The sequence below is a fragment of the Achromobacter sp. DMS1 genome, assembly GCF_001270295.1.
This window is the reverse complement of record NZ_LHSJ01000201.1, coordinates 1-7,682: the sequence shown is the minus strand read 5'-3', so window position 1 is coordinate 7,682 and position 7,682 is coordinate 1. Positions and strand designations below refer to the sequence as shown.

Sequence of the window (7,682 nt, the reverse complement as noted above, 5' to 3'; positions counted from 1 at the left end):
TCCGTCCGCCGGCCAAGCCCAGACGCCCTCCCCGGGCGCGCCCGTGCCCGGCATACACCAGGATCTCAACACCCTGGTGCGCCAGCAGCTCGACGTGCTGGCCAACCAGACCATTGCCTGGCAGGGCGAAGCCTGGCCCGGCACGCCCATGGAATGGGAAGTGCAGCGCGACCCCTACGGCGGCGATCCCGAATCCGCCGCGCCCGCCTGGGCCACGCGCCTCAAGCTCGATCTGCCGCGCCTGGGTCTGGTGGATGCCCGCCTGAACCTCTCGGGGGACCAGCTCGTGCTCCAGGTCGTCGCGCCGCTGGCCGCGGGCGAGATCAGCACCTCGTCCGACGAGTTGCGCGCGCGCCTGCTTGCCGCCGGCCTGACGCTCAGCCATCTCGCCGTCCATGTCGCCGACCCGCGGCCCGTCCTGGATCCCGACCTCGCATGACCGCCCCCAGCCGCCCCGCCAGCAACGCGCCGGACGCCGGCCGCAACGCCGCGGTCGCCCTCTCGTATGACGAGCAGGACGGCGCGCCGCGCGTCGTCGCCAAGGGCTACGGCCAGCTCGCCGACACCATCGTGCGCACCGCCGAAGAGCACGGCCTGTACGTGCACGAGTCGCGCGAACTGGTGGGCCTGCTCATGCAGGTGGACCTGGACGCGCACATTCCCCCACAACTCTACGTGGCAGTGGCAGAATTGCTGGCCTGGCTGTATCGCCTGGAGTCCCGAGACCTCCCGGACGCAGCGTCCCCTGCCTGATCCACGCCCAAGGAGACAACCCCATGGACACCGGCGATCCGGAGTTCCTGCTCACCCGTCCCGAAGAGCTGCGCGCCGCGTTGTTCGAGCTCACCCATCCGGACAGCCACATCCTGGTGCGCGACGCGGCCGATCGCGAGATCGCCGTGCTCATCCTGGGCGCCGACAGGCATGCGCACCAGTTCTTCTGGCGGCCGCGCGATTACGCCGGCGCCGACTTCGGCGAAACCGACAGCATGGGCCTGCTGAGCGGGGGCAGCTATTATTTCCACGCCACCGCCTATGGCGGCGTGCAGATCCGCTTCCGGGTGCCCCGCCCTGGCGTAATCCATTTCGACGACGGCAGCGCGGCCCTGGTATCGGCGTTTCCGGAGCAGCTCGCGCGCATCCAGCGGCGCAAGATGTTCCGCGCCTCGCTGGCGGGCGCCGCCTACCGCGGCAAGGCCACGTGGCATCCGCCGGAGCAGCCCCAGCCGCTGGCCTTCAGCGTGCGCGACATTTCCGTGGACGGCGTGGGCCTGCGCGCGGAACTCGCCGTGCCCGGCCTGCCCCGGGTGGGCGACGTCATGGAAAACGTGCGGCTCGACTTCGGCGAGCTGGGCTCTCTCAGCGCCACGCTGCAGGTCCGCAACGTCTACCCCATTTCCGGCCAGCCCATGACCCAGCCCGAGCCGGGCCAGCCCGCGCCGGCGCATGTCTCGCTGACCGGCGAGCCTCCGCTCAGCCACCTGGGCGCGGTGTTTCTGGATCTGAATGCGCGCCAGGAAACCTGGCTGCAGCAAATGGTATGGCGCCTCGAGAGAGGCGCGCAGCGCGGCTGACGCCCGGGCTCCCTGGCCGGCCCGGCAGCGGCGGCGTCACATCGCCATGGACGAGATTTCCTTGTAGGCCGCCACGAGCTTGTTGCGCACCTGGACCGCGGTCTGGAACCCGATGCTGGCCTTCTGCATGTCGACCATCACGTCGTTGAGCGAGATGTCCGGCGCGCCCAGCTCGAATGCCTTGGCCTGGGCCGTGGCCGCATTCTGCGCGCCGGACACGCGGCGCAGCGAGCGTTGCAGCTCGGCCGCGAAACCGTCGGGGCGCACGGCTGAGGGCTCCGAGCCGCCCAGCGCTCCGCCCTCGGCCTGTTTCACGACCGCGCGCATCTGCGCGAGCATGGTTTCGATGCCGGACAAGCCAGAGACAGCCATTTCGGGGTTCCTTGCGTAATGTGTTTGCGGTGGGCCGGATTGCCCGCATAGCGTAACCGCCCCAGCCGGCGGTCATAGCGTCTAAAAGCCGCCAAAAACCCCGATATTTCCCCTGTTGAGTGCCGATATTTCCCGCGCTGGCCCCTGCGCGGACCCGGGCGGCGCGCGCCCCGCCCGCCCTGGGGGACATAGAGGATAAGTAACGCCAAAAACCCGCCGTTTTCGGCGATTGGGATTGCGGCGCCGCACGCAATAATCCACGCTCTCCCCAGACCAGAAGCACGTTGCATGTGTAATCTGCCCTATCCGAACATGAAGTCCAATTCCCTGCACAGCGTTGCCGGCGGGAGCCGTCCATGAACCCGTCGGCGACCCTGAGTTCCACGCTGCTGGCGAAGTTTCCCGTGCTGGAAAAGGTCAAGGCGCTGCCCAAGCCGGTGCTGCTGGGAGCGGCCGCTGCCCTGGTGGCCCTGATCGCCGCCGCAGTCATGTGGAGCAGCGAGCCTCAATACAAGGTGCTGTTCTCGAACCTGGACGACCGCGACGGCGGCGCCATCGTGACGGCCCTGGGACAGATGAACGTCCCTTATAAGTACAACGAAAACGGCACGGCGCTGCTGGTGCCGGCCGACCGCGTCTACGACGCCCGCCTCCAGCTCGCCAGCCAGGGCCTGCCGCGCGGCGGCACGGTCGGCTTCGAGCTGATGGACAATGCCCGCTTCGGCGCCAGCCAGTTCGCCGAACAGATCAACTACCAGCGCGGCCTCGAGGGAGAGCTGGCCCGTTCGATCGAATCCATGCACACGGTGCAGCACGCCCGTGTGCACCTGGCCATGCCGCGCCAGTCGCTTTTCGTGCGCGAACGCCAGGCCCCCACCGCCTCCGTGCTGCTCAACCTGTATCCGGGCCGCAGCCTCAGCGACGCTCAGGTTTCGGCCATTTCCTGGCTGGTGGCCTCCAGCGTGCCCGAACTCACCGCGGAAAACGTCTCCATCGTGGACCAGAACGGCCGCCTGCTGTCGGCCCCGCTGGGCGAAGGGCGCGGCATGGACGCCGACCAGCTGCGCTACGTGCGCGAAATGGAACAGCGCACGGTCGAACGCATCCTGACCATCCTGAATCCCCTGGTCGGCCCGGGCAACGTGCACGCCCAGGCCACCGCCGACATCGACTTCTCGCGCCGCGAAGAAACCTCCGAGGTCTACCGCCCCAACCAGGAACCCGGACAGGCCGCCATCCGCAGCCAGCAGACCAGCGATTCGCGCCAGCACGGCGGCGGTCCGGCCCAGGGCGTGCCGGGCGCTTTGTCGAACCAGCCGCCCGGCAACGCGCAGGCGCCCATCGTCAATCCCCAGCAAAACCCGCAGCAGGCGCAGCAGCGCCCCGGCCAGCCGCCGCAACAGGGCCAGCAAGGCCAGCAGGCCCAGCAGACCGGCACGCAAACGGCCTCGGCCAGCCTCAACGAGCGCCACGACGCCACCACCAACTACGAAGTGGACCGCACCATCAGCCACATCAAGCAGCCGGTGGGCATGCTCAAGCGCATGTCCGTGGCCGTGGTGGTCAACTACATCCGCGACAAGGACGGCGAGCTCCAGCCGCTGCCGCCCGAGGAACTCACCAAGCTGACCAATCTGGTCCGCGAGGCCATGGGCTATTCCGAAACCCGCGGCGATTCCCTCAACGTGGTCAACAGCCAGTTCAACGACGGCCCGCCGCCGCTGCCGATGTGGCGCGACCCCGAGCTGATCGCCCTGTTCAAGACCGTCATGGCGTGGCTGCTCGGCCTGGTGGTGGCGTTCTGGCTGTACCGCAAGCTGCGGCGCGTCGTGGGCGACTACCTCTATCCGCCGGTCGATCCCGAGGCCGCCGAAGCCGAGCGCGCCGAGGCCGCGCGCGAGGCCCAGGAAGCGGCCCGCGTCAAGGAGGTCAGCCGCTACGAAGACAACCTCGAACGGGCCCGCACGATGGCGAACAAGGATCCGCGCGCCGTCGCGATGGTCCTGCGCACCTGGATGAGCAAAGATGAAAAATGATTCCAAACCCATGGACGGCATGACGCGCAGCGCCGTGCTGATGATGTCGCTGGGCGAGGACGCGGCGGCCGAAGTCTTCAAGTACCTGTCGGCGCGCGAAGTCCAGCAGGTCGGCGCGGCCATGGCCAGCCTCAAGCAGGTCACCCGCAACGACGTGGCGACCGTGCTGGAGGAATTCCGCCAGGAGGCCGACCAGTTCATGGCCGTGACGCTGGGCTCGGACGACTATATCCGCACCGTGCTCACCAAGGCCCTGGGCAGCGATCGCGCGGCCGGCCTGATCGAAGACATCCTGGAAGCCGGCGAAGGCGGCAGCGGCATCGACGCCCTGAACTGGCTCGACCCCAATACCGTGGCCGAGCTGATCGGCGACGAGCACCCGCAGATCATCGCCACCATCCTGGTGCACCTGGAGCGCGACCGCGCCGCGGGCGTGCTGGCTCTGCTCACCGAACGCCTGCGCAACGACGTCATGCTGCGCATCGCCACCTTCGGCGGCGTGCAGCCGGCCGCGCTGTCCGAGCTCACCGAAGTGCTCAATTCGGTGCTGGCCGGCCAGGGCGCCAAGCGCTCGAAGATGGGCGGCGTGCGCACGGCGGCCGAGATCCTCAACATGATGAATTCGGCCCAGGAAGAAACCGTCGTCGCCAGCCTGCGCGAGCGCGACGCCGACCTGGCGCAGAAGATCATCGACGAGATGTTCGTGTTCGACAACCTCATCGACGTCGAAGACCGCGGCATCCAGCTCATCCTCAAGGAAATCGACAACGACACGCTCATGGTCGCGCTCAAGGGCGCCCCGGAAGAGCTGCGCGCCAAGTTCCTGCGCAACATGTCCAGCCGCGCCGCCGAAATGCTGCGAGAAGACCTGGAGGCGCAAGGCCCCATCCGCATGTCCAAGGTCGAGGCCGAGCAGAAGAAGATCCTGCAGATCGCCCGCCGCCTGGCCGAGAGCGGCCAGATCGTCCTGGGCAACCAGGGAGACGATGCGTATGTCTGAGCCGGACAACGGGCCGGTCACGCTGTCGCGCGGCGCCGCCTGGCGCCGCTGGCAGATGCTGTCGTTCGACGAGCCGCAGGTCCAGCCGGAACCCGAGCCCGAACCCGATCCGGGTCCGGACCCGGAAATCGTGCTCGCCCAGTTGCGCGCGCAGGCGGTTGCCGAGGGCCGCGAGGAAGGCCACGCCCAGGGCCACGCCGCCGGCGTGGAGGCGGGCCGCCGGGAAGGCTACGAGGCCGGGCTGGCCGCCGGCCGCGAGGCCGGCTACGCCGAAGGCCTGGCGCAGGCCCGCGAACAGGGCGCGGCCGAAGCCCGCCAGTTGCACGACCTGATGGAAAACTGCGCGGCCTCGCTGGCCGCGCTCGAAGAAAAAATGGGACAGGGCCTGCTCACGCTGGCCCTGGACATCGCGCAGCAGGTGCTGCGCGCCACGCTGGCCGAACAGCCCGAGACGCTGGTGAGCGCCGTGCGCGAAGTACTGCACATCAACCCCAGCGCCAACGGACAGATGCGGCTGTGGGCCAACCCCGCCGACATCGAGCTGATCCGGCTGCACCTGGCCGACGAGCTCAAGGAAGGCCACTGGCGCGTGCTGCCCGACGAGTCCATCGCACGCGGCGGCTGCCGGGCCGAGACCCCGTTCGGCGACATCGACGCCACGCTGCAGACGCGCTGGCGCCGCGTCGCCGCCTCGCTGGGCCGCAACGTCGCCTGGGAGGACCCCGCATGACGGCGCAGCAGACCGTGCCCGTGCTCGACCGCTGGCAGACCCAGCTGCAGATCGCCTCGATCCGCGCGGCGTCTACCGACCCCTGGCTGGTAAGCGGGCGCATCACGCGCGCCACCGGCCTGGTCCTGCACGCGACCGGCCTGCGCCTGCCCGTGGGCGCCGCCGCGCGCATCGAAATCGCGCGCGGCCACGATCACTGGGCCGATGCCGAGGTCGTGGGTTTCGACGGCCATACGCTGTATCTCATGCCCCAGGCGGACATCTCCGGCCTGCCGCCGGGCGCCCGCGTGGTGCCGGGCGAGCCCCCCGTGCAGCGCCAGATTCCCCTGCCCCGCAAGGCCGAACTCAACGGCAACGCCAAGCCCCAGCTGGGCCGCCACCTGCCCGTGGGCAATGCCCTGCTGGGCCGCGTGCTGGACGGCGCGGGCCGCCCGCTGGACGGGTTGGGCCCCCTCGCCGGCGCCGAGCTGGCGCCGCTGGCCGCCCAGCCCATCAATCCGCTCTCGCGCGCGCCCATCGACACGGTGCTGGACACCGGCGTGCGGGCGATCAATGGCCTGCTCACGGTGGGACGGGGCCAGCGCATGGGCCTGTTCGCCGGCTCCGGCGTGGGCAAGAGCGTGTTGCTGGGCATGATGGCGCGCTACACGCGCGCCGACGTCATCGTGGTCGGACTCATCGGCGAGCGCGGCCGCGAGGTCAAGGAATTCATCGAGCACAACCTGGGCCCCGAGGGCCTGGCCCGCTCCGTCGTGGTCGCCGCGCCCGCCGACGTTTCCGCGCTGCTGCGGCTGCAAGGCGCCGCCTACGCCACCCGGCTCGCCGAGCACTTCCGCGACCAGGGCCTGGACGTGCTGCTCATCATGGACTCGCTCACCCGCTACGCCATGGCGCAGCGCGAAATCGCGCTGGCCATCGGCGAGCCGCCCGCCACCAAGGGCTACCCGCCGTCGGTGTTCGCCAAACTGCCCTCGCTGGTCGAGCGCGCCGGCATGGGTGCGCCGGGCCCCTCGGGCAAGGCGGGCTCCATCACGGCCTTCTACACCGTGCTGGCCGAAGGCGACGACCAGCAGGATCCCATCGCCGATTCGGCCCGCGCCATCCTGGACGGACACGTGGTGCTGTCGCGGCACCTGGCCGAAGCGGGCCACTATCCGGCCATCGACATCGAGGCGTCCATCTCGCGCGCCATGACCTCGCTCATCCCGCAGGAGCAGTTCGCCGTGGTGCGCCGCTTCAAGCAGACGCTGTCGCGCTACCAGCGCAACCGCGACCTCATCGCCGTGGGCGCCTATACCGCCGGCAACGATCCGCAGCTCGACGACGCCATCGCGCGCTACCCGCGCCTGGAGGCTTTCCTGCAGCAGGACATCGGCGAAAACGTGGACTACGCCAGCGCCATCGCGCAACTGCGCGCCAGCTTCGAACTGAGGGACACCTATGCCTAGCCAACTACCCTTGGACACGCTCATCGGCCTCGCCAAGGAAAGCACCGACGAGGCCGCCCGCCTGCTGGGCCGGCTCACCGCCGAGCGCAGCAACGCCGAACGCCAGCTCGCCATGCTGCGCGACTACCGCCAGGACTATCTCGAGCGGCTGCAGCAGGCGATGACGCGCGGCATGTCGGCCAGCGACTGCCACAATTACCAGCGCTTCATCGGCACCCTGGACGACGCCATCGGCCAGCAGCAGGACGTGCTGCGCCAGGCCGACGAAAACCTGGCCAAGGGCCGTCTCTACTGGCAGCAGGAGAAGCGCAAGCTCAATTCCTACGATGCCCTGGCGCAGCGCGAAGCGCGCGCCCAGGCGCTGGTCGAATCCCGCCGCGAGCAGCGGCTCAACGACGAATATTCCGCCCGCCTGGTCCAGCGCCAGGCCGGCCTGCACTGAGCAATACGTAACAGGAAGGCCCACATGACCGCTCCCCTGCCCGCCCTCGCCGCCACCGCGCCCCGCCAGCGCTGCCGACG

At 69.5% G+C, this 7,682-nt stretch carries 9 protein-coding genes; 8 read left to right on the top strand and 1 reads right to left on the bottom strand.

What is annotated here, in order from left to right; translation table 11 throughout:
- The 3 genes from AD428_RS19495 to AD428_RS19485 form a co-directional block, all read left to right on the top strand.
- The coding region (locus tag AD428_RS19495) for a flagellar hook-length control protein FliK (protein ID WP_160318607.1) at nucleotides 1–439 on the top strand (439 nt) is incomplete at its 5' end.
- Nucleotides 436–753, top strand: coding sequence for an EscU/YscU/HrcU family type III secretion system export apparatus switch protein (locus AD428_RS19490; RefSeq protein WP_053246287.1), 318 nt, complete (start codon nucleotides 436–438; stop codon nucleotides 751–753). The genes AD428_RS19495 and AD428_RS19490, both read left to right, overlap by 4 nt.
- A gap of 23 nt (nucleotides 754–776) precedes the next feature.
- On the top strand, nucleotides 777–1,574 hold the full coding sequence (locus tag AD428_RS19485) for a flagellar brake protein (protein ID WP_053246286.1): 798 nt from the start codon (nucleotides 777–779) through the stop codon (nucleotides 1,572–1,574).
- 36 nt (nucleotides 1,575–1,610) lie between these two features.
- On the opposite strand, the gene fliE is transcribed toward AD428_RS19485, so the two are convergent.
- The gene (gene fliE / locus AD428_RS19480; protein ID WP_053246285.1) at nucleotides 1,611–1,946 is read right to left on the bottom strand and encodes a flagellar hook-basal body complex protein FliE; all 336 of its coding nucleotides are present in this window, start codon (nucleotides 1,944–1,946) and stop codon (nucleotides 1,611–1,613) included.
- Between the two features lie 356 nt (nucleotides 1,947–2,302).
- Between fliE and fliF the strand changes: the two genes are divergently transcribed.
- From fliF to fliJ, 5 genes are read left to right on the top strand one after another with little or no spacing between them, the layout of a single operon-like run.
- Complete coding sequence (fliF, locus tag AD428_RS19475; RefSeq protein ID WP_053246284.1) at nucleotides 2,303–3,982, top strand: flagellar basal-body MS-ring/collar protein FliF; 1,680 nt, start codon at nucleotides 2,303–2,305, stop codon at nucleotides 3,980–3,982.
- Nucleotides 3,972–4,982, top strand: coding sequence for a flagellar motor switch protein FliG (gene fliG / locus AD428_RS19470; RefSeq protein WP_053246283.1), 1,011 nt, complete (start codon nucleotides 3,972–3,974; stop codon nucleotides 4,980–4,982). The genes fliF and fliG overlap by 11 nt, the downstream gene beginning before the upstream one ends.
- Nucleotides 4,975–5,712, top strand: coding sequence for a flagellar assembly protein FliH (gene fliH / locus AD428_RS19465; protein WP_053246282.1), 738 nt, complete (start codon nucleotides 4,975–4,977; stop codon nucleotides 5,710–5,712). Before fliG ends, fliH begins: the two co-directional genes overlap by 8 nt.
- Nucleotides 5,709–7,160, top strand: a complete 1,452-nt coding sequence (gene fliI, locus AD428_RS19460) for a flagellar protein export ATPase FliI (RefSeq protein WP_053246281.1) — start codon at nucleotides 5,709–5,711, stop codon at nucleotides 7,158–7,160. Before fliH ends, fliI begins: the two co-directional genes overlap by 4 nt.
- Complete coding sequence (gene fliJ / locus AD428_RS19455; protein WP_053246280.1) at nucleotides 7,153–7,602, top strand: flagellar export protein FliJ; 450 nt, start codon at nucleotides 7,153–7,155, stop codon at nucleotides 7,600–7,602. The genes fliI and fliJ overlap by 8 nt, the downstream gene beginning before the upstream one ends.
- Nucleotides 7,603–7,682 lie beyond the last annotated feature (80 nt).

Coding starts and splice junctions, on each gene's coding strand:
- fliE (WP_053246285.1), bottom strand. CDS start 1,946: ATGGCTGTCTCTGGCTTGTCCGGCATCGAAACCATGCTCGCGCAGATG.
- fliJ (WP_053246280.1), top strand. CDS start 7,153: ATGCCTAGCCAACTACCCTTGGACACGCTCATCGGCCTCGCCAAGGAA.
- fliG (WP_053246283.1), top strand. CDS start 3,972: ATGAAAAATGATTCCAAACCCATGGACGGCATGACGCGCAGCGCCGTG.
- AD428_RS19485 (WP_053246286.1), top strand. CDS start 777: ATGGACACCGGCGATCCGGAGTTCCTGCTCACCCGTCCCGAAGAGCTG.
- AD428_RS19490 (WP_053246287.1), top strand. CDS start 436: ATGACCGCCCCCAGCCGCCCCGCCAGCAACGCGCCGGACGCCGGCCGC.
- fliH (WP_053246282.1), top strand. CDS start 4,975: ATGTCTGAGCCGGACAACGGGCCGGTCACGCTGTCGCGCGGCGCCGCC.
- fliF (WP_053246284.1), top strand. CDS start 2,303: ATGAACCCGTCGGCGACCCTGAGTTCCACGCTGCTGGCGAAGTTTCCC.
- fliI (WP_053246281.1), top strand. CDS start 5,709: ATGACGGCGCAGCAGACCGTGCCCGTGCTCGACCGCTGGCAGACCCAG.